The organism is Oceaniglobus sp. K40-3 (genome assembly GCF_055808395.1).
Map to the genome: position 1 here is coordinate 1798328 of NZ_CM147868.1, position 20327 is coordinate 1818654.

Here is a 20327-nt window from a genome sequence, read left to right on the forward strand (position 1 = left end):
GTTAACCCTCCACCGGGGTGATCATCCCCACAACGTTGCCTTCGCCATCCTCGACATAGGCACAGCGCCCGGCGCCGGGGTAATCGGTGGGGGCAAGGGCCTCGGCCCCGCCGTTGGCCAGCGCCCAGTCATAGCGTTCGTCAACATCCGCCACCTCAAACACCATGGTGCCGCCGCGAATGGGGCTTCCGGGTTTGGGTTTTGCGTCCATGCGGGTCATGATTGCCGCAGTCAGCCCATGATCCATGCCGATGCCGTCGCCCGAAATAAGGTGATAATCGGCCGCTTCACCGCCTTCCATCGGATCGAAACGCCACCCCAGAAGGCCGCTATAGAACTGGCGGGCCCGGGCATTGTCGGTGGCATGTATTTCGAAATGTGGCATTACACGGCCCCCTCTTGCGGAACTTTGTTGCTGTAGATGTCAGTGTAAAGCTCATCGACCGAGGGTTCGGGGCTGTCCTTGGCGAACTCGGCGCTGTCGTTGACCACGGCCTTGATCTCCTTGTCGATCGCCTTCAGCTCATCTTCGGTGGCGTGTTTACCACTCAGCAACATCTGGCGGATATGTTCGATGGCGTCGCGTTCTTCGCGCATCTTCTGCACTTCATCGCGGGTGCGGTATTTGGCCGGGTCTGACATGGAGTGACCACGATACCGATAGGTTTTGATCTCAAGGATATAGGGGCCATTGCCTGCGCGACAGTGGGCCACGGCCTTTTGCCCCGCCGCCTTGACGGCCAGAACATCCATGCCGTCCACCTCTTCGCCGGGGATGCCATAGGACGCGCCGCGTTCCCAATAGCTGGGCGATTTGGTTGACCGTTTGGTTGAGGTGCCCATGGCGTATTGGTTGTTTTCAATCACGAACACCACCGGCAGATCCCACAGTTCGGCCATGTTATAGGTTTCATAGACCTGCCCCTGGTTGGCCGCCCCGTCACCGAAATAGGTGAATGTCACCCGGTCGTTGCCCAGATATTTATCGGCAAAGGCAAGGCCCGCGCCGATGGGCACCTGCGCGCCGACAATGCCGTGGCCGCCGTAAAAGTGTTTTTCCTTTGAAAACATGTGCATCGAGCCGCCCTTGCCGCCCGAATACCCGCCTTCGCGGCCGGTCAGTTCGGCCATCACGCCGCGCGGGTCCATGCCGCAGGCCAGCATATGGCCGTGGTCGCGGTAGGATGTCACCCGTTTGTCGCCGTCCTCGGCGGCGGCTTCCAATCCGACGACAACCGCCTCCTGGCCGATGTAAAGGTGGCAGAACCCGCCGATCAGGCCCATGCCATAAAGCTGGCCGGCCTTTTCCTCGAACCGGCGAATCAACAGCATTTCACGATAGAAATGCAGCAATTCATCCTTGCTGACGTTGGGTTTTGCGGCTGATTTCTTGGTGGCCATTTGGCTGGCTCCTCGCGGATGGGCGATAGTTCAGTATTAAACTATTCCACGCCCGCGCCGAAAACGAAAGCCCCGTTTTCGTCCCTTACCGCAAGACCACCTCGTCCGAGCGCACGAGGCCCAGAATGTCGCGGGCCTGTTCGTCCAGCAAATCAAGGTCGAGATAGGCATCGGACATGCGCCGCGTGCGATTGCGCAATGCATCGAGTTCGCTGTCAAGTTCGGCCAGTTCGGCGGTCAGTTCATGCGCCTCGGCGTCGATCTGAACCCGTTGGAACACCCCGTAATCGCCCTGCACGCTGGCAAAGGTGAAATACATGCCCAACACAAAGGCCAGAGAAAAATAGAGTACAACCCCAAGCGCGGGGCGGTTGCTGTTATGTGTCATGCGCTGCCTCATTACCGCCTCTGCCGGGCGGGTGGGGGCAGTATGGCACAGGGCGAATCGGTTGTGAATCCCCGAATCGCAGACGTGAACAGCGACAGGTCACGACCCCGCACCAAAATACCCTGGTGGATTTGTATCACGGCAGGGCGCCGCCATCGCGAAACGCAAGAATGCCGCGGATCTTCCCCGTGGTTGCTGTGCGCAAGGAGCTGCCGAGCAGCATGCAGCAGAGTATTGATTGACCGCAACGTCGTTGTTATTTGAGGTGTCGTTCGGGACGGCCCGCGCCTGTGACACCTATTTTGGGACGACCCGACACTGAAACGGATGGCTGTGTCATGGCTTGGTCCTATCTTATTATTGCTGGAATTCTTGAAATTGTCTGGGCGTTCTTCATGAAGAAGTCCGCAGGATTCACGCTGCTTGTGCCCAGTACCGTCACGATCATCACAATGATGGCAAGCTTCACGCTTCTCTCGCTTGCGATGCGGTCGCTTCCTCTTGGCACCGCATACACCATCTGGACCGGCATCGGCGCCGTCGGGGCGTTCGCCGTGGGGGTCATTGTGCTGGGGGAAGCGGCAACGCCGATGCGTCTGATCGCGGCACTTTTGATCGTCGCGGGCATCGTGCTTATGAAATTGTCGTCCTCTGCCAGTTAAAGCCGACACGTCTGAAATCAGCTACAGATGAATGTTCGATCCGCTTTTCTGCCCGACATTAACCGCCACCGGATTTCCTGTTTTTCCGGCAAATTTTAAGGTGCGGTGTTGCGAAATTGCAGGATTTGCATGCCGATTGCCACGGCCGGTCCGATGCCCAGGGCAAAGAACACCGTGCCAAGCCCAAGCGTGCCGCCCAAGGCCCACCCGATCATCACGACCGTCAGCTCAAGCCCCATGCGCACAAGGGCGATGGGTTGATGTGTCACGTTCTGAAGCCCGGTCATCAGGCCATCGCGGGGGCCGGGGCCAAGGTTCGCGACCAGATAAATCGCCCCGCCGAACCCGGTCACGAACACCCCGGTCAGGGCCAGCGCGGCGTTTGCTGCATAAGAGTCAAAGACCGGCAACCATGGCAACACGTATTCCAGAACCAGCGCGATGATGACTGCGTTCAGGATCGTTCCCATGCCCGGCGTGCGTTTGAGAGGGATCCACAGAAACAAGACGCAGGCGCTGATGGCAAAGGTTGCAAACCCCAGGCTCCAGCCGGTGATGTTGGTCACCCCTTGCGCGAACACGGTCCAGGGGCTTACGCCGACACCAGCCGTGACCAGCAACGCCTCGCCCAGGCCAAAGACCAACAGGCCAATGACCAGGAACACGACCGACGCCAATGGCGGTTTCATGGTGAACGCCTTTGGCGAACTCCAGCGCAGCGTCGGAACAGAGGTAACCGAAAGAAAACTCAAAGCCGTATCCAGATAAAAGCGTCAAGCGTTCAGGATCTGTGCCAGTTTGGCTGGCCCGGAGCAAGGCCGCATTTGCGTATTGCGCGGGGCGGGCGATCAACCCGCCCCGGCTTTTGCGTTGTCCGGGCTTATTCGGCGCCCTTGTAGATATTGACCAGCTTTTCCAGCATGGCCAGGGCATCGTCGCGGTCGCGCTGGAACGAATTGCGCCCGATGATGCTGCCGTTGCCGCCGCCATCGCGGATCGCGCGGGCGTCGTCATAGACCGAATCCGCGCCCTTTTTCGCGCCACCCGAGAACACGATCAGCCGCCGCCCGTTAAAGGAGGATTGCACGCAATGGGCCACCCGGGCCGCCTGGGTGGACACGTCGATCTTCTGTTCCTCATACACCTTTTTCGCCTCGGGCAGCATCAGATGATCGGTGCCCAGTTTGATCTTGATGATATGCGCCCCCAGCAGCGCCGCCATATGGGCGGCATAGGCAGCCACGTCGATGGCGGTTTCGCCGTCCTTGGTGATGCCTTCGCCGCGCGGATAGGACCAGATCACGGTCGCCACACCCTTGGCCGCGGCCTCTTTGCGCATGGCGACGATTTCTTCCATCATGTCCACGGCCATGTCGGACCCGGGATAGATGGTGAACCCGATCGCGGCACAGCCAAGGCGCAGGGCATCGTCAACGCTGGCCGTTACGGCCTGATTTTTGCCCGCCGTGCCCGACATCAGGGAATTGGCGCTGTTCACCTTGAGGATCGTCGGGATTTGCCCGGCGAACGTATCGGCCCCCGCCTCAAGCGGGCCAAGGGGCGCGGCATAGGCGTTCAGCCCCGCATCAATGGCCAGTTGATAATGATAATGCGGGTCATAGGCTGGCGGGTTCGGAGCAAAGCTGCGCGCGGGGCCATGTTCGAACCCCTGATCGACGGGCAGGATGATCATCTTGCCGCTGCCCTTGAGTTTCCCGTGCATCAGGATCTGGCACAGCTTTCCCTTAACGCCCGGCGTTTCGCCTTCGTAATTGGCAAGGATCTTGCGGACGGTGTTCGAGGCTTTCATGGGCGGCTCCGTGGGTAAAGGGATTGACGTTATGGCAGTGCCATAAGTTGCGGGGCGTCATCACGCAACTTTGATGGCGCTAACAACTTGCCGCTCCATTGTTTTTTCCGAAAGAGGGTGCCATCGGCCACGGTGGGCGGGGCCGATGGCAGGGGCGGGGCCGGTTATTGGCCGCCGAATTGCGCGGGCAGATCGCGGCCCAGCCAGGCCTGCATGGCCAGATCACTGGCGGCGGTTTCGGCCTCGGCCCAGGCGGCCTTGCCCTCGGCATCGACGTTCGCCACCCGCTCATCCAACTGGTTCAGAATGTCGAGACTTTCGCCGTCCCCGGCAGCCGCGCCCATGATCGCCCAAAGGGCCGCGACCGAATAGGACCGGACCCGCCCGATGCCTGACAGGCGGAACATCGCCTCGTTGCGGATCAGCGACACCTTTTCCAGCACGCTGAGGGGGTGCTGAATATCGCCCAAGACATCGGACTGTATCGCCAGAACCTGCGCAAAGGGTAAAACCTGTTCCAGCCGGTCAAGGCGCGCCGCAGCCCCGCTTTGCCCGCTGCCCCCGGCAATCAGCGCCCAGCGATAGGCGGCGGGCGGATCACGCTGTTCCAGGGCCGCCGACAGTTGCAGCGCCGCGACGCCATCCCCGGCATTTGCCAGCGTTGTCAGCAACCGGGTGCCTTGCGCGATGGCGCGCGGGGCGCCAACGCCGGTCACCAGGGCCACACCCACACGATACCGGTCATCATCGGACAGATCCCCCGGATCATCGGCCAATGCCTGTTTGATCAGCGCAGCAGGCAGGGTCGCGCGGGCCGCGGCAGGGGCCAGCGTCAGGCGTGGTTTCAGGTCGCTGAAGGCTTTGCCGGGGTTCTTCTCATAGGCGATGAAATCGACGAGCGTGTCATACCCCGGAGCGATTCCGGTTTCCAGAACGATCCTGCCGGGGTTTTCCAGAAACGCGGGCCAGATGGTTTTGGCCGAGTCGATAAACGCTGTTTGCGCCTCGTTCAGCGCGCTGGCATCGCCTGATGCAGCGTCTGACGCCCCTTGCCGGTTCATCCCGCCAATGACAGTGCCCAGCATTCCGTCAAGCACCATGGGGGCCTGTGCCGGGTCGGTAAAGGGCGGCGGGATCATGCCCTTGACCGCCTCGAACCCGCCAAGATTTTCCAGCGTCACCGCCGCGCGCCGCAGATAGGCCACGGGCTCGGGGTTTTCCATGTCCTTGCGCCCGTTCATCCAGAGGTACGAAAAATCCGCCGTCACATCCAGCGCGGCCACCCCGTCAACCTGGGTATAGGCGTGAATGTCGGCCTCGGCCTGGGCGATGTCATATTCCACATCCAGCGTCAGGCGCGGCACCGTCAGCCTGTCCAGCCCGACAACCCCAAAGGCCTGCCGTGGTTGCGCGGGAAAACAGATGTCGGGGGCGGCAGCGCCCTGCGCCTGCACCTTGAGCCGGATCAGATCGGGGCGGTTCAGGGGGGCGGCGCGAATGGTAAGGCGATCAAAGGTGATCGTGCAGGCGCCGTTCGCGTCCCAGTCAAAGTTCGGCCAGACGGTGACATCGCTCAGGGTCATGTTGCCCTGGGCCAGGTCGACGCTCATCTCACCGTATTTTATATCGACCTGGGTGCGCAGGGCCATGATACCGCCCTGCACCATACGTTGCACCAGATATTGAGGGTTCAGCAGATCCCAAAGACTGGGCGCGCTCTGGGCGCTGACGGAAAGGGGTAACACGGCAAGGGCAGTGGCCCCGAGCAGGCGGGGCAGGGGTGATGCGGGCAGCATGGCAAATCCTTTCGCTCAAATATGAAAAGGATCAGACGCCTTGCGGGCGCGAAAATCAAGCCTGTTGCCCTGAACGGGGCGCGCCGGTCAATCGGTCAGGGCGGCAACACCGGGCAGGGTCTTGCCCTCCATCCACTCAAGAAACGCACCGCCCGCGGTCGAAATATAGGTGAACGCCCCGGCTGCCCCCGCCTTGTTCAGGGCGGCGACGGTATCGCCCCCGGCCACGGAAATCAGCACGCCGTCCGTGGTCAGCGCGGCGGCCTTTGCGGCGGCGGCGTTGGTGGCGGCGTCAAAGGGCGCGATTTCAAACGCACCAAGAGGGCCGTTCCAGATCAGGGTCTTGCTGTTGGCAAAGGTGGCCGCGATCCGGTTTACCGTTTCGGGACCGGCATCAAGGATCATCGCGTCGGCGGGGCAGGCATCGGCGGGCAGGGTTTCATTTTCGGCACCTGCCTTGAATTCGCGGGCGACCACGATATCGGTGGGCAGGATGATTTCACAGGCCACCTCATCGGCCTTGGCCATGATATCGCGGGCGGTGTCGGTCATGTCATGTTCGGCCAGGGATGTGCCGACGTCGATACCCTGAGCGGCCAGAAACGTGTTGGCCATGCCGCCGCCGATCACCAGATGATCGACCTTGCGTACCAGATTTCCCAACAGATCCAGCTTGGTTGAAACCTTGGCGCCCCCGACCACGGCGACAACCGGGCGCCGGGGCTGGCCCAAGGCCTGTTCCAGCGCGCCCAGTTCCGCCGCCATGCCGCGCCCGGCGCAATTGGGCAGCAGCCTTGCGATGGCCTCGGTCGAGCCATGGGCGCGGTGGGCGGCTGAAAAGGCATCATTGCAATAGACATCGCCCAATGCGGCAAGCGAGGCGGCGAATTTTGGATCGTTCTGTTCTTCTCCGGCGTGAAAGCGGGTGTTTTCCAGCAACAAAACCTCGCCCGTCTGCAAATCGCCCACCGCCGTTTTCGCCGGGCCGCCAATGCAATCGGGCGCGAATTTCACCACCACCCCCAGCGCCTGCTCCAGGGCGGGCACCAATGGTTTCAGCGACATATCCGGCACCACCTTGCCCTTGGGCCGGCCGTAATGGGCCATCAGCACCGGCTTGCCCCCAAGGGCGAGAATATCGCGCACCGTTGGCACGATCCTGTCGATGCGGGTGCTGTCGGTGACCACGCCGTCTTTCATCGGCACGTTGATGTCAACGCGGGTCAGCACGATCTTGCCCACAAGATCCAGGTCGTCGAGGGTGTTCCAGGCCATGGTGGCGGCTCCTTTTTCGGGTTACCCCCTTGTTGCGTCCCGTCGCGCGATCGTCAACCGCCGGGTGCCTGTTTCACCTTTTCCCGGAGCCGCCGGTGCATTAGAACCCCCACAACCAGAGCGAAGGAGCCTGAACATGGCCGAGATCAAAGACCCCGAAAACACCATCCTGCTGGAACTCAAAGGCGGCACCGTCACCATCGAACTGTTGCCCGACGTCGCCCCCCAGCATTGCGCGCGGATGAAGGAACTGGCCCGCAGCGGCGCTTATGACAACGTTGCCTTTCACCGGGTGATCGACGGCTTCATGGCCCAGACCGGCGATGTGGCCAACGGCAACATGGAAAGGGATTTCAACCTGCGTTCGGCAGGGACGGGCGGGTCGGACATGCCCGATCTGCCGGCCGAGTTTTCCAAGCTGCCCCACGATCGCGGCACCATCGGCGCGGCCCGGTCGTCAAACCCGAACAGCGCCAATTCGCAGTTCTTCATCAACTTTTCCGACAATAATTTCCTCAATGGCCAATATACGGTATATGGTCGGGTGATCGAGGGAATGGACCATGTCGATGCCCTTACCCGGGGTGAGCCGCCCGCAAGCCCCGACCGGATGATCAGCATGAAGGTGGCCGCAGATGCGTAAACTTGCCCTTTCCGTTGCCTTGGCCCTGTTGACGGCGGCACCCGCCGTCGCAACCGAGCTGAAGCTTGAGGTGGCCGGTCAGGCCAACGGCACGGTCGTGATTGACCTGTTCGATGACGTGGCCCCCGCCCATGTGGCGCGGATCACCGAACTGGCCCGGGCCGGGGCCTATGACAACGTGGTGTTTCACCGGGTGATTGACGGGTTCATGGCCCAGACCGGCGATGTGCAATACGGCAAGGTGGGGGGCGATCTGCGCCGCGCCGGCACGGGTGGTTCGGACATGCCCGATCTCAAGGCTGAATTTTCCGATAAACCGTTCGAGCGGGGCAGCGTCGGCATGGCCCGCGCGGCGGACCCCGACAGCGCCAATTCGCAGTTTTTCATCATGTTCGCCCCGGCGCCGCATCTGAACGGCGATTACACGGTGGTCGGCAAAGTGACGAGCGGGATGGACGTGATCGACCAGATCAAGCGCGGCTCGGGCCAATCGGGCGCCGTGTCGGGCAAGCCGGACGTGATCAAATCGGCGACAATCATCAACTGACGCGCCCTGCATCACCCCGACATCGCAGTGTTGACGCCCGCTCCGGGATGCCGGGGCGGGCGTTTTCATGTCTGGCGATGGTCTGACCAAAAGGAGCGGGCGTTCGCCCGCACATGATGTTTTGCGGGCGCGTTTGGCGGCTGTTGCGCCCCGATGGCCCCCTTGACACCCTGCTGTTGCTGCCCCTCTGTGGCGCGATGGATCAACGCAAGGATATGGATGGATTCGGGGCGGCCTGGCTGATCGGGTTCGCGCTGTTGCTGGGCCTCAATCAGGTGGTGATCAAGCTGACCAACGGTGGCTTGCAGCCGGTGTTTGCTGCGGGGGTTCGTTCGCTTGGGGCGACGTTTTGTCTGTTGGCGTGGATGCGGTGGCGCGGGGTTGCGGTGGTGATCGTGCCGCGTTCCGCCCGGGCCGGGCTGGTTCTGGGGGTGTTGTTCAGCCTTGAATTTCTGTTGTTGTTCATTGCGCTGGACCTGACGACGGTAACGCGCACCTCGGTGATTTTTTATTCCATGCCGGTCTGGCTGACCCTTGCTGCGCATTTCCTGCTGCCCGGCGAACGATTATCGCGCCTCAGGGCAGCCGGGCTGGCGCTGGCCTTTGTCGGTGTGGTTCTGGCGCTGTCGGCACGCGCGCCCGGAGGGGCATCATCGCTTGTGGGTGATCTTTGTGCCCTTGGTGCGGCGTTTTGCTGGGCGGGAATTGCGCTGGCCACCCGTGCACGCGGGATGAACGGCGTCAGCCCCGAAATGCAGCTTTTGTGGCAGTCGGTGATTTCAACGGTCGTGTTGCTGATCGCGTCGCTGGCCTTTGGGCCATGGATACGGGCATTTGCGCCGATCTATGTGATCAGCATGGGATTTCAGATTGTCATGGTTGCCAGCGCCGGATTTCTTTTGTGGTTCTGGCTGCTGGGCCGGTATCGTGCCGGGCAGGTGGCGGCCTTTGGGTTTTTGTCGCCGGTTTTCGGTGCCTTCATGGGCTGGGCGCTCCTGGACGAACCCCTGAGCACGCCGCTGTTTGCCGCGCTGGCCCTGGTGGCCGTTGGGCTGGCGCTGATCAACCGGCCCGAAACGGGGTTCAGGTTCCGCAGAACGTCTGGCTGACGATTTCGTCCGGGGCCGGGGCGCGGGCCAGATCGGCGTTGTCGGCAAACGGGGTTTGCAGCGCGTCGGTCAACCGCTGGAACGGCGCCAGATCGCCGTCGAGTGCGGCTGTGATGGCCTGTTCCACCCGGTGGTTGCGCGGGATGATGGCGGGGTTGGTCGCGGCAATGCGCGCCTGCACCGTTTCCGGGTCTGCGCCGTCCCGGGCAAGGCGCGCCTGCCAGACCCCGGCCCAGGTATCATATGCAGTCGGATCACTGAATTGATCCCGCGCGCCGGGCTGGCCCAGTTGGCGAAAACTGTTGGTGAAATCCGCCTGCCCGTGGGCCATCCGGTCAAGCAGGGATTGGATCAGATCGGCGTCATCGTCCTCGGAGGTGGCCAGCCCCAGCTTGGCGCGGAACCGCGCCAGCCAGTGCTGCCCGAACACCACCGGAAAGCGATGCACGGCCTCGGTGGCCTGTTCGATCGCGGCCTCGCGTTCGCCCATCAGCGGCAACAGGGCCGTGGCCAGTTGCGCCAGATTCCAGATGGCGATGTCGGGCTGGCGGGCAAAGGCATAGCGCCCGAACTGGTCGATCGAGGAAAACACCTTGTCCGGGTGATAGGCATCGAGAAAGGCGCAGGGGCCATAATCAATGGTTTCGCCCGCAATGCTCATGTTATCAGTGTTCATCACGCCGTGGACAAACCCCACAGACATCCACCCGGCAATCAGGGCCGCCTGCGCGTCAATCACCGCGTTCAGCAGCCCCAAAGGGCCATCCGCCCCGGGATAATGGCGCGCGATGGCATGCTGGCAAAGGGCGCTCAATGCCTCGGTATCCTGCCTAGCGGCGAAATACTGAAAGGTGCCGACGCGGATATGGCTTTGGGCCACCCGGGTCAGAACCGCCCCCGGATAGCGGCGTTCGCGCAGCACCGCCTCGCCGGTGGTGACGGCGGCCAGCGCCCGGGTGGTGGGCAGGCCAAGGGCATGCATCGCCTCGCTCACCACATATTCGCGCAGCACCGGACCCAGCCAGGCCCGCCCGTCGCCGTTGCGCGAATAGGGCGTCGGCCCGGACCCTTTCAGTTGCAGATCCACATGGCCAAGGGGGCTGTCGATTTCTCCGAGCAGCAGGGCGCGCCCATCGCCCAGTTGCGGCGCCCAGCCGCCGAATTGATGCCCCGCATAAACCTGCGCCAGCGGAGCGGCACTCTGGGGCACATGGTTGCCTGCCAGCATGGCGATGCCCTCAGGCCCGGCCAATGCGTCCGGGTCCAGCCCGAGATCACATGCCAAACCGCGATTCAGCCGCACCAACCCGGGATTGTTCACCGGGGTGGGGGCCATCGATGTGAAAAACCGCGCGGGCAGTCGCGAATAGGTGTTGTTGAAGGGCAGGTGCAGGGTCATGGGGCCTCCGGAGTTGCCTGATACCTAGGCACCCGGAGCGGTCAGTGCCACCCCCGGGTCACATTCCGGTGACACGCCGGACAGAGCACGGTGCCGCCCGCCACAGGCGCCAGACATAATATGGAATGCGGGCGCAGCCCGCGCCTTTGGATCACGCGCCGTGTCACAACGGGCGGGTCATTACCGTGTGGCTGTCACGTGGCACAAACCCCAGCCGCCGGCAGAACACCAGGGCACGCGGGTTGGCGGCGGCGGCGTCCATGTGCAACGCGCGGATGCCGTGGTGCGACAGGGCTTTGGCCAATGCCGCCACCGCTTCACTGCCCATGCCGCGCCCGCGCACCGGTGGGCGGATGAACAATTCCGCGATGGTTGCCGTCGCCCCGCCCAGATCAAGGGCATAGCCAAACGAGATCACTGCATAGCCCACCGGCGATTTCGGTGGGCCGATCAGGTAAAGAACGGCGTTCGGCACCCCCTCCAGCAATGGATCGAGTGCTGCGTCCAGACCATCGGTGTCGCTGGCGTGTTCCCGGTGAAATGCCGCGACCAGTGCCAGCGCGCGGTCGCGATCCTCTATGGTTGCAATGCGCAGGGTGACGCTCACAACCGGGCCAGACGCTCGGTCAGCAGGGCAAAAAAGCCGTCGGCGTCAAGATTGCCGATAAAAGTGGCGTTGGGGGCGCGGTCGGTGACACCCCACCAATCGGCCACGGTCATGCCCAGGGTCAGGTCAGAGGTGGTTTCGATTTCGACGTTGATATGGCGCCCGGTGAACAATTCAGGCGCGATCAGGTACGCGGTGACGCAGGGGTCGTGCAGGGGCGCACCGTTTGACCCGTATTTCGCCTTGTCGAACCGTTCAAAGAAATCGGTCATTTCCGCCACTGCCACAGCAGCGGGGGTGCCAATCGCGCGGAACGCGGCGTTGCGCGGCCCGGTGACCAGCGCCTTGTGGGTCACATCCAGCGGCATCACCACCAGATCGACGCCAGAGCGGAACACGATATCGGCGGCCTCGGGATCGACATAGATGTTGAATTCCGCCGCCGGTGTGATGTTGCCCACCTCGAAATAGGCGCCCCCCATCAACACGATCCGCTGAATGCGCCCGGCAATATCGGGCGCCCGTTGCAAGGCCGTGGCGATGTTGGTCAGCGGGCCGAGAGGGCAGAGGGTGATGCTGCCGGAAGGGTGGGCGCGCAGGGTATCGATGAGGAAATCGACGGCGTGGCGATCCTGTAACGGCATTTTCGGATCGGGCAGGGTGGGGCCGTCCAGCCCGGTTTTGCCGTGGACATGTTCAGCGGTGACCAGCGGGCGTTTCAACGGCGTGTCGCAGCCCGCAAACACCGGAATATCCACCCGACCAGCCAGTTCACAGACGATGCGGGCGTTTTTCTGGGTCAAGGCAAGTGGCACGTTGCCTGCCACCGCAGTGATTCCCAGCACCTCGATGTCGTCGGGGCTGGCCAGTGCCAGAAGGATGGCAACAGCGTCGTCCTGTCCCGGGTCGGTGTCGATGATGATTTTCGTTGCGGCCATGATGGCTCCTTTCGGGGGGCGCTCGGCGCTCCCTTGCGGTCGCTTCTCGCGAAGAGCGACCGCAAGGGAGCGATGAGCGCGCGGTCAACGGGTGAGGGCGTCCAGCACCCGCGCCCAACTGCGAATGCCCCGGTGAAAGCTGCTCAGGTCGTATTTTTCGTTGGGTGAGTGGATCTGGTCGTCATCCTTGCTGAACCCGATCAACATCGAATCCGTATCGAGGATGGATTTGAAATATCCCGCAATCGGGATCGACCCACCGCTGCCCACATAGGCCGCCGGATTGGGCCACTCAGACGACAGCGCGTGGCGGGCCAGATCGAAGGCGGGGTTGTCGATGCTCATCTGGCTGGCCGCTGAGGCGCCGTGGCTTTTCCATTCAACCGTGCAATCCGGGGGCAGTTGCGCCTCGACCATCTTGCGGAAATTCTTGCGAGATCTCATAGGGGTCCTGGGTGCCCACCAGACGAAAACTGATCTTGGCATGGGCCTGGGCGGGCAGCACGGTTTTGAACCCGTCGCCCTGATAGCCGCCCCAGATGCCGTTCACTTCGCAGGTGGGGCGCGACCACAGCATTTCCAGCGCGGTGCGGTCCTGTTCGCCTGCCGGGGTGGACAGGCCCACCTGGCCCAAAAAGGCACCGGCATCGAAATTCAGGTTGTCCCACTGGCTGCGCAACTGTCCGGGCAATTCCGGCACCCCGTCATAGAACCCCGGCACGGTGATGTGCCCCATGTCATCGTGCAGCCCGGCAATGATGCGGGTCAGCACACGGACCGGGTTGATCGACGGGCCACCATAAAGCCCCGAATGCAGATCCTTGCTTGGCCCGGTGATGGTCAGCTCTTCGCCCAGCAGACCGCGCAGCATGGTGACGATGGCCGGGGTGTTGTCGCCAAACAGCCCGGTATCACAGATCAGCGCCACATCAGCGCGCAGCTCATCGGCGTTTTCCTTCATGAACGGCACCAGCGAGGGCGAGCCGCTTTCCTCTTCGCCCTCGAAAAAGAACGTCAGGTTGCCGGGCAGGGTGCCATGCACTGCTTTCCAGGCGCGACAGGCCTCGATGAAGGTCATCAACTGGCCTTTGTCATCACTGCTGCCGCGTCCGCGAATCACTTTGCCCTTTGCGGTTTCTTCAATCTGCGGATCAAAGGGATCACGATCCCACAGGTTCAGGGGATCGACGGGTTGCACATCATAATGGCCATAAAACAGCAGATGGCGCCCCTCGCCCGGATGATGCCCCACCACCATGGGATGGCCCGGTGTGGCGCGTTTGCCGGCGTCAATCCCAAGACTGCGCAGATCGTCGGTCAGCCAGTCGGCGGCGCGGTCACATTCGGATTTGAACGCCGGATCGGTGGAAATCGATTTGATCCGCAGCAGGTTGAGCAGGCGTTCGGTGGCCTGGGGCAAGTCGTCGTCGATGCGGGAAAGGACTGCGTCAAGGCTCATGGCGTGGCTCCGGCTGATTGGATGTTGGCGTGACAGTATCAGCCGGGCGCGCACTGTCCAGCGCTGCGGGCTGGCCAGTGGCGCCTCTGGGCCTTAGGGTTGCGGGAAACAGATCTGCGACGGAGAATACCACCATGCGCCTGACCCGACTTTTGCCCATTGCTCTGGCCATCAGCCTTGCCGCCCCGGCGCTGGCCCAGCCCGTGGACGGGCGCATGGCGGATACAACCTTGTTTTCCACCAAGGGCGTTTCGGTGACGGTGTTCAACCTGCCGATGTTGTCGCAGCAGGATAAACTGGTTTTGGCGGAACTGGCCAAACAGCAGAAATACTACGGCGCCATCGCCCTTTCACCGGATGAGGGCCTGATGGCCGAACCGACCCTTGCCGCCGCGAATTATCACGCCATCCCCCCGGCCGAGGCGGCGGCGCTGGCCGCGTGCAACAAGGCGCGCAAGCGGGGCAGTGCGGGTTGCCTGATTGCGGCCCAGATCCGCCCGGCAAATTACACCCCCAAGGCGCTGCAACTTTCCGTGGATGCCACGGCAGGATTTCGCAAATCGTGGAAAGGGGGCGGGCCAAAGGCGCTGGCGGTTTCGCCATCCACCGGCGATTGGGCGCTGGCCAGGGGGCAGGGGGCCAATGCCCTGGCTTTGGCCGATTGCAATAAAAAGGCCCGCGGAGCCGGGGATTGTACAATCGCGATCGCTGAATAGCGCGGCGCATTGGCGTTGTGGATAAACTTCGCGTTGCAAGGTGCGGAAAGTAAATGTTTTTAGCTGAACATTCCGCGCCGCCGCCCAACATGAAGGCTTTCCGTGCAAATGTGACACAATATGTTGCAATGCAGGAAGCGCCATCAAACACCCGGTTTTGCGCAGAAAAACGCCCATTTTCGGCAAGGGCGACCATTCTGGCGGTGCATCGTGATCAACCCTATGTTACCCTGTCAGGCAAATCACCCCGGAGTCAGAATCGTGGGGCGTTGGGGACATGAGGCAGTGATAGGTTGGTGGGCAGAATGATCCGTCGTTTTCGGGCACCCGATGTTGTGGAAGAAGTTGAAAAGCCGCGCGGCTTTGATGATTTCGATCTGCGGCTGGGGGATGTCATGCGGGGCGAACGGGCCACGCTGGGGAAATCCCTGCTGGATGTTCAGCGCGAGCTGAAGATCAAGGCAACCTATATCGCCGCCATCGAAAATGCCGATCCCGCCGCGTTTGAAACCCCCGGGTTCATTGCCGGTTATGTGCGGTCTTATGCGCGGTATCTTGGGCTTGATCCTGAATGGGCTTACAAGGCGTTCTGTGCCGAGGGTGGGTTTGAAACCGCCCATGGCATGTCTTCTGCCGCGTCTGCCAAACGATCCGAAACGCGCAGCGCCGACAAGGGCCGTCGCGATCCGTTTTCCGAGTCTTCGATCATGTTTTCGCCGCCCGCCCCCGGTTTGCTGTCGCGGATCGAACCCGGCGCCATCGGGTCAAGCGCGGTGTTGCTCGCGTTGATCTGTGGCATCAGCTATGGCGGGTATTCCTTTCTGAGCGAGATGCAGAAGGTTGAATTTGTCCCGGTTGATCAGGCCCCCGGTGTCGTGTCCGAGCTTGATCCGCTGTTGGGGGCCGGGGCGGAAATGCCCGTGGGCGACGCAGCCGTCGCCGGGGTGGAACCGCGCGAGGCCGATGGTTTTGACCGGCTTTACCGACCGCAGGCGCTGGATGTGCCGGTGATGGTGGCGCGGGACGCCGCCATTGCCACGCTTGACCCCCGTGCCGGAGGGCCGATCGCGTCGGACACCGTGTTGTCGCGCCGCGCCAGCGAAATGGCCGCCATCACCACCGCAACACCCTCTGACACTGGCGCGCTTTCCCCGGCAATAGACGCCGGAGAAGTGATCCGCGTGGTGGCCGAGAATGTCCCCGAAGTGGTGATGTTTGCCGTGCGTGACAGTTGGGTCCGGGTGCGGGCCGCCGATGGCACGGTGATCTATGAAAAAACCATGCACAAGGGCGACCGTTTCGTTTTGCCCAAAACCGAAGAGGCGGCAACCCTGCTGACCGGGGAATCCGGCGCCGTTTATTTCGCCGTGAACGGTGCAACCTATGGCCCCGCAGGGCGCAACGGACAGGTTACCAAAAACCTGAGCCTGGCTGCGGATAACCTGCAAGATCAATATCAGGTGGCCGATCTGGAAAATGATGGCGATCTGGCGACGGTCGTGGCCGATGCCTCGCTTTTGGCACCGGTCGAGGAGTGATCACAGGTTCGGCGCCGACGTTGCCCTGCGCCCTGTGATGCCCTATCTGGTGGTGTGAACCCCTCAGGCAAAAGGGCCAATCCCATGTCGCTTAATCACGTCCGCCCGTGGCGCAATATCTATCGCCGGAAATCCCGCCAGATCATGGTGGGCAACGTGCCGGTGGGGGGCGATGCGCCGATCACGGTGCAGACGATGACCAACACCCTGACCACCGATGTAAAAGCCACCATCGCCCAGATTCAGGCCGCCGCAGATGTGGGGGCCGATATCGTGCGCGTTTCTGTCCCGGATGAGGACAGCGCCCGCGCGATGCGCGAAATCGTGCGCGAAAGCCCGGTGCCCTTGGTGGCCGATATTCATTTCCACTATAAACGCGGGATCGAGGCGGCCGAGGCGGGCGCGGCCTGTCTGCGGATCAATCCGGGCAATATCGGGGATGAAAAGCGGGTCAAGGAAGTGATCCGCGCGGCACGTGACAATAATTGTTCGATCCGTATCGGCGTGAACGCCGGATCACTGGAACGGCATCTGCTGGAAAAATACGGCGAACCCTGCCCCGATGCCATGGTTGAATCGGGGTTGGACCATATCAAGATATTGCAGGACAACGATTTTCACGACTTCAAGATAAGCTGCAAGGCGTCAGACGTGTTCATGGCCGCCGCCGCCTATCAACAATTGGCCGAGGCGACGGATGCGCCGATTCACCTTGGCATCACCGAGGCGGGCGGGCTGACCAGCGGCACGATCAAATCGGCCATTGGCCTTGGCAATCTGCTGTGGATGGGGATCGGTGATACGATCCGCGTATCCCTGTCCGCCGATCCGGTGGAAGAGGTGAAGGTGGGGTTCGAGATCCTGAAATCCCTCGGGCTGCGCCATCGCGGGGTGAATATCATTTCCTGCCCGTCTTGCGCGCGGCAGGGGTTTGACGTGATCAAAACCGTCGAGGCGCTGGAAAAGCGGCTGGAACATATCAAAACCCCCATGAGCCTGAGCATCATCGGCTGTGTCGTCAACGGCCCCGGCGAGGCATTGATGACCGACGTGGGGTTCACCGGTGGCGGTGCCGGGGCGGGCATGGTGTATCTGGCCGGTAAACAAACCCACAAGCTGAGCAATGCCGAAATGGTCGATCACATCGTTGAACAGGTGGAAAAACGCGCCGAAGCGCTGGAAGCCGAAACCGCCGCCGCCGATCAGGCCGCAGAATAGCCCACCTGAATGGGAATTCGCAAAACCCCCGGTCAGCCGCGCCGACCGGGGGGCGCGTATTTATCCCTCGCGCAGGGCGGTAACGATCTGTTGCATGGCGTCGAGTGGCACATAGCCGCGCACCATCTGATCACCGAACACAAAGCTGGGGGTGCCGTTGATTTTCAACTGCTGCCCCAGGGCGCGGTTGGCGGCGATGATCCTTGTGACCTCGGGGTCGGACATCTGCGCGACAATGGCCGCACCGTCAAACCCGTTGTCATCGGCCAGCGCCTTGAGGGTGTCGGGGGACATATCGCCGCGCAATGTCATCAGGGCGTCGTGGATGACGCCATAGGCCTCATCCCCCGCGACCATTTTGGTCGCGATGGCAAAACGTGATCCGACCACCGAGTCTTCGCCCAGAATCGGGAATTCCTTGACGATCAGGCGGATATTGCCATCGCGCGCCAACAGTTCGGCCACTTCGGGCTGGGCCTTTTTGCAGTACCCACAGCGGTAATCCATGAATTCAACGATGGTGACATCGCCATCGGGGTTGCCGCCGACCCAGCTATGGCCATCGTCAAAGATCGCATCGGCATGGGTGCTGAGAAGCTCTTTGTCGCCTGCGACCTGCTGATCGGCTTGCCGTTGATCCAGAACGGCGATGGCTTCCATCAGAACTTCGGGGTTGTCCAGAAGATAGGCGCGCACTTCGGCGCGGAAATCCGCCCGCTCGGCATCTGTCATTTCGGCGGCTGCGGGCAGGGCCAAAGCGGCAGTCAGGGCAAGGGCGGTCAGGGGGTGCGCAACATCGGCGTCTCCTGTGATCGGGTTGACGGATACAATGACACAGCGCGGCGGGGTGGCAAAGGGGGGATGGCATTCTCACGCGGGTTTGTGCGCGCTGGCCATTGACGGCGACGATCCGCCGCGCGACCAAGGCGCAAACAACAGCGGAACATGCCATGAAACAAAGCAACCGGGGGCAGGTGGCCCCTTTCATCGTGATGGATGTCATGGAACGCGCCCGGCGCGCCGAATCCGAAGGGCGCCACATCATCCACATGGAAGTGGGCCAGCCCGGCACCCCGGCCCCCGCAGGCGCACGCGCCGCATTGGCCGCCGCGATGGAGGCGGGGCCGCTGGGATACACCGTGGCCCTGGGCCTGCCGGAATTACGGGCGCGGATCGCGCGGCTGTATCACGATTGGTACGGGGTTGATCTGAACCCCGAGCGGGTGATTGTCACATCGGGGTCATCGGCGGGGTTTTTGCTGGCCTTTACGGCGTTGTTTGATGCTGGTGATCGCGTGGCATTGGGCAACCCCGGCTATCCGTCCTATCGTCAGATCCTCAGCGCGCTGAGCCTTGAGCCGCTGGATATTACCACCACGCCCGAGTCGCGGTTTCAACCAACACCCGAAACTTTGCCCGACGATATTGCCGGGCTGATCGTGGCCTCACCGGCGAACCCTTCGGGCACCATGCTGGACAAACCCGACCTTGCCGCGCTGATCGCGGCGGCACAAGCCAGGGGCGCGGCGTTCGTGTCGGATGAAATCTATCACGGGGTGAATTACGAAAAGCGCCTGGTCAGCGCGCTGGAAATCAGTGACGACGTTTATGTCATAAATTCATTTTCCAAGTATTTCTCCATGACCGGCTGGCGCATCGGCTGGATGGTGGTCCCCGAGGGCCATGTGCGGATGATCGAACGGCTGGCGCAAAACATGTTCATCTGCGCGCCCCACGCCAGCCAGATCGCGGCATTGGCGGCGATGGATTGTGACGATGAATTGCAGGCCAATCTGGCGGTCTATGCCACCAACCGGCAGGTGTTGATGGACGGGTTGCCCAAGGCGGGGTTCCCCACCTTTGCGCCGCCGGACGGGGCGTTTTACATCTATGCCGATGTATCCGCGATGACCGATGACAGCCTGGCCTTTGCCGCTGAAATTCTGGACAAGGCCGGGGTTGCCGTCACGCCGGGGCTGGATTTCGACCCCGAGCGCGGGGCAACCACGCTCAGGTTTTCCTATGCCCGCGCCACGGCGGATATTATCGAGGGGTTGGCCCGCCTGACCGCCTTTATGGCGAACCGTCAGTAATCGGCCACCAACAGGTGAACCGGCGCGACATCTTCGTCGATGTCGGCAAACCGTCCGATGGGTTGTTCGAACACGTTATCGGTCTTGTCGTCGTTGACAGTGCTGACCTCACCGATCAGGCAATCGCCCTTTTCGGCCCAGAATGCGTGCCAGATGCCGGGCATCAGGGTTACGCTTTCGCCGGGTTTCAGGCGCAGCTTGCCACCGGCAGGCAGGGTGACGGGCATTCCGTCCGAGGGCACAGTCACGTCTGCCTTGCGATCAATCCCGCCATTTCCGTCGGGGGCAAACAATTCGATAATCAGATCGCCACCGCCCCGGTTGATGATGTCTTCGGCCTTGATGTTGTGGCGGTGCATCGGCGAGAGCTGATTTTCGCGGCTGATCATGATCTTTTCGGCGTAGAGCATGCCCGTATCCTTGCCCAGATCGGCGTTGTCGCCGTTGCGGGTGGTGAACAGGAACAGGCCCATGTCATCAAATTTGCCCGCACCGTAATCGGTGATGTCCCAGCCAAGGCCGCGGGTGTGAATATCACTGCCTACGGCGGCGCGCATCTGGTCCGGCGTCCAATAGGCAAAGGGGGGCAGGATAAATCCGAAACTGCGGATGAAATCATCGCCCGCACGCAGAATTTCGTTCACTTGCGAGCGTTTCATCCGGTGGTCCCTTTCCCTAACGAATCATTCCCGCGACTGAACGCGGTTTTGCGCAAAGTCTCAAGAGTG

20 protein-coding genes and 1 pseudogene are annotated in these 20327 nt (G+C 62.1%); 8 read left to right on the forward strand and 13 right to left on the reverse strand.

Annotated features, from left to right (window positions below; translation table 11 throughout):
- Window position 1: 1 nt before the first annotated feature.
- The 3 genes from AC0L7P_RS09345 to AC0L7P_RS09355 form a co-directional block, all read right to left on the reverse strand.
- Window positions 2-385, reverse strand: a complete 384-nt coding sequence (locus tag AC0L7P_RS09345) for a VOC family protein (RefSeq protein WP_473432581.1) — start codon at window positions 383-385, stop codon at window positions 2-4.
- A complete protein-coding gene (pdhA, locus tag AC0L7P_RS09350) occupies window positions 385-1401 on the reverse strand; it encodes a pyruvate dehydrogenase (acetyl-transferring) E1 component subunit alpha (RefSeq protein WP_473432582.1) in 1017 nt (338 codons plus the stop codon). The genes AC0L7P_RS09345 and pdhA overlap by 1 nt, the downstream gene beginning before the upstream one ends.
- An 85-nt stretch (window positions 1402-1486) precedes the next feature.
- A complete protein-coding gene (locus tag AC0L7P_RS09355; protein WP_473432583.1) occupies window positions 1487-1789 on the reverse strand; it encodes an FtsB family cell division protein in 303 nt (100 codons plus the stop codon).
- Between the two features lie 338 nt (window positions 1790-2127).
- On the opposite strand from AC0L7P_RS09355, the gene AC0L7P_RS09360 reads away from it, so the two are divergent.
- Window positions 2128-2451 (forward strand): DMT family transporter, encoded by a 324-nt coding sequence (locus tag AC0L7P_RS09360; RefSeq protein ID WP_473432584.1) that lies wholly within the window; start codon window positions 2128-2130, stop codon window positions 2449-2451.
- Between the two features lie 95 nt (window positions 2452-2546).
- Here the strand turns inward: AC0L7P_RS09360 and yczE are convergent, their stop codons facing one another.
- The 4 genes from yczE to AC0L7P_RS09380 all read right to left on the reverse strand — a co-directional run bounded on the left by yczE (window position 2547) and on the right by AC0L7P_RS09380 (window position 7332).
- Entirely contained in the window at window positions 2547-3140 is a 594-nt protein-coding gene (gene yczE / locus AC0L7P_RS09365) for a membrane protein YczE (protein ID WP_473432585.1), read from the reverse strand.
- A gap of 191 nt (window positions 3141-3331) precedes the next feature.
- Window positions 3332-4261 (reverse strand): class I fructose-bisphosphate aldolase, encoded by a 930-nt coding sequence (locus AC0L7P_RS09370; protein ID WP_473432586.1) that lies wholly within the window; start codon window positions 4259-4261, stop codon window positions 3332-3334.
- 164 nt (window positions 4262-4425) lie between these two features.
- Window positions 4426-6057, reverse strand: coding sequence for a hypothetical protein (locus AC0L7P_RS09375; RefSeq protein WP_473432587.1), 1632 nt, complete (start codon window positions 6055-6057; stop codon window positions 4426-4428).
- Window positions 6058-6144: 87 nt separating this feature from the next.
- Window positions 6145-7332, reverse strand: a complete 1188-nt coding sequence (locus tag AC0L7P_RS09380; protein WP_473432588.1) for a phosphoglycerate kinase — start codon at window positions 7330-7332, stop codon at window positions 6145-6147.
- Between the two features lie 136 nt (window positions 7333-7468).
- Here AC0L7P_RS09380 and AC0L7P_RS09385 point away from each other — a divergent pair, with 136 nt between their 5' ends.
- The 3 genes from AC0L7P_RS09385 to AC0L7P_RS09395 all read left to right on the forward strand — a co-directional run bounded on the left by AC0L7P_RS09385 (window position 7469) and on the right by AC0L7P_RS09395 (window position 9631).
- Entirely contained in the window at window positions 7469-7975 is a 507-nt protein-coding gene (locus AC0L7P_RS09385; protein ID WP_473432589.1) for a peptidylprolyl isomerase, read from the forward strand.
- Window positions 7968-8522, forward strand: coding sequence for a peptidylprolyl isomerase (locus AC0L7P_RS09390; RefSeq protein ID WP_473432590.1), 555 nt, complete (start codon window positions 7968-7970; stop codon window positions 8520-8522). The genes AC0L7P_RS09385 and AC0L7P_RS09390 overlap by 8 nt, the downstream gene beginning before the upstream one ends.
- A 113-nt stretch (window positions 8523-8635) precedes the next feature.
- Complete coding sequence (locus AC0L7P_RS09395) at window positions 8636-9631, forward strand: DMT family transporter (protein ID WP_473432591.1); 996 nt, start codon at window positions 8636-8638, stop codon at window positions 9629-9631.
- Here AC0L7P_RS09395 and AC0L7P_RS09400 read toward each other — a convergent pair.
- The 4 genes and pseudogenes from AC0L7P_RS09400 to AC0L7P_RS09415 form a co-directional block, all read right to left on the reverse strand.
- Window positions 9606-11030, reverse strand: coding sequence for a protein adenylyltransferase SelO (locus AC0L7P_RS09400; RefSeq protein WP_473432592.1), 1425 nt, complete (start codon window positions 11028-11030; stop codon window positions 9606-9608). The genes AC0L7P_RS09395 and AC0L7P_RS09400 overlap by 26 nt on opposite strands.
- 163 nt (window positions 11031-11193) lie before the next feature.
- The gene (locus tag AC0L7P_RS09405; RefSeq protein ID WP_473432593.1) at window positions 11194-11637 is read right to left on the reverse strand and encodes a GNAT family N-acetyltransferase; all 444 of its coding nucleotides are present in this window, start codon (window positions 11635-11637) and stop codon (window positions 11194-11196) included.
- Window positions 11634-12575 carry a nucleoside hydrolase gene (locus tag AC0L7P_RS09410; RefSeq protein WP_473432594.1) on the reverse strand — a complete coding sequence of 314 codons (942 nt, stop codon included), beginning with the start codon at window positions 12573-12575 and terminating at the stop codon, window positions 11634-11636. Before AC0L7P_RS09410 ends, AC0L7P_RS09405 begins: the two co-directional genes overlap by 4 nt.
- 84 nt (window positions 12576-12659) lie before the next feature.
- A pseudogene (locus AC0L7P_RS09415) lies at window positions 12660-14034 on the reverse strand (M20/M25/M40 family metallo-hydrolase).
- A 134-nt stretch (window positions 14035-14168) separates the two neighbouring features.
- Between AC0L7P_RS09415 and AC0L7P_RS09420 the strand changes: the two are divergent.
- The 3 genes from AC0L7P_RS09420 (at window position 14169) to ispG (ending at window position 17506) form a co-directional block, all read left to right on the forward strand.
- Window positions 14169-14750: a 5-aminolevulic acid synthase gene (locus AC0L7P_RS09420; protein WP_473432595.1), complete on the forward strand. Its 582-nt coding sequence runs from the start codon at window positions 14169-14171 to the stop codon at window positions 14748-14750.
- 305 nt (window positions 14751-15055) lie between these two features.
- Window positions 15056-16288 (forward strand): helix-turn-helix domain-containing protein, encoded by a 1233-nt coding sequence (locus AC0L7P_RS09425; protein ID WP_473432596.1) that lies wholly within the window; start codon window positions 15056-15058, stop codon window positions 16286-16288.
- An 84-nt stretch (window positions 16289-16372) separates the two neighbouring features.
- Window positions 16373-17506, forward strand: a complete 1134-nt coding sequence (ispG, locus tag AC0L7P_RS09430; protein WP_473432597.1) for a flavodoxin-dependent (E)-4-hydroxy-3-methylbut-2-enyl-diphosphate synthase — start codon at window positions 16373-16375, stop codon at window positions 17504-17506.
- Between the two features lie 60 nt (window positions 17507-17566).
- Here the strand turns inward: ispG and AC0L7P_RS09435 are convergent, their stop codons facing one another.
- Window positions 17567-18238, reverse strand: a complete 672-nt coding sequence (locus AC0L7P_RS09435; protein WP_473435429.1) for a DsbA family protein — start codon at window positions 18236-18238, stop codon at window positions 17567-17569.
- Window positions 18239-18456: 218 nt separating this feature from the next.
- Here AC0L7P_RS09435 and AC0L7P_RS09440 point away from each other — a divergent pair, with 218 nt between their 5' ends.
- Complete coding sequence (locus tag AC0L7P_RS09440) at window positions 18457-19599, forward strand: pyridoxal phosphate-dependent aminotransferase (RefSeq protein WP_473432598.1); 1143 nt, start codon at window positions 18457-18459, stop codon at window positions 19597-19599.
- Here AC0L7P_RS09440 and AC0L7P_RS09445 read toward each other — a convergent pair.
- Entirely contained in the window at window positions 19593-20258 is a 666-nt protein-coding gene (locus AC0L7P_RS09445; RefSeq protein ID WP_473432599.1) for a D-lyxose/D-mannose family sugar isomerase, read from the reverse strand. The two genes, AC0L7P_RS09440 and AC0L7P_RS09445, sit on opposite strands and share 7 nt — an antisense overlap.
- Window positions 20259-20327: the final 69 nt, after the last annotated feature.